This is a genomic window from Enterobacter sp. UNJFSC 003 (assembly GCF_036903355.1).
Taxonomy (GTDB): domain Bacteria; phylum Pseudomonadota; class Gammaproteobacteria; order Enterobacterales; family Enterobacteriaceae; genus Enterobacter.
In genome coordinates this window covers 1-275 of the sequence record NZ_JBAKHK010000147.1, presented here as the reverse complement: position 1 = coordinate 275, position 275 = coordinate 1, and the positions used below count along the sequence as shown (strand labels likewise).

The following is a 275-nucleotide window of genomic DNA, read 5'->3' as shown; positions in this document are numbered from 1 at the left end:
CGAGAATGTTGCGTGCCTCGCCCAGCGTCAGCACAACACCTTCGTCGATCGCGCAATAGAAGGTCAGACTGCCGTCGGGATTGGCCGACTGGATCGATCGGACATAATATTCGCCGCCGGCGCGCACCATCGGCGGGTGCGAGGCAAAGACTGCGGGGCCGAGCTGGTTGACGGTCGTCCCGGTCAGCCGGGCATATTCCTCCGCCGCCGGTTCGGCGTTGATCTCGGTAACAACGCGCCCCACCGGATCGGCCCCGGTGATCACCATCTTGACC

1 protein-coding gene is annotated in these 275 nt (G+C 64.4%); it reads right to left on the bottom strand.

Going from position 1 to position 275, the window contains the following annotated elements:
• Positions 1-275: FIST C-terminal domain-containing protein (locus V5P19_RS23525; RefSeq protein WP_334407959.1), on the bottom strand; the 275-nt coding region annotated here is incomplete at both ends.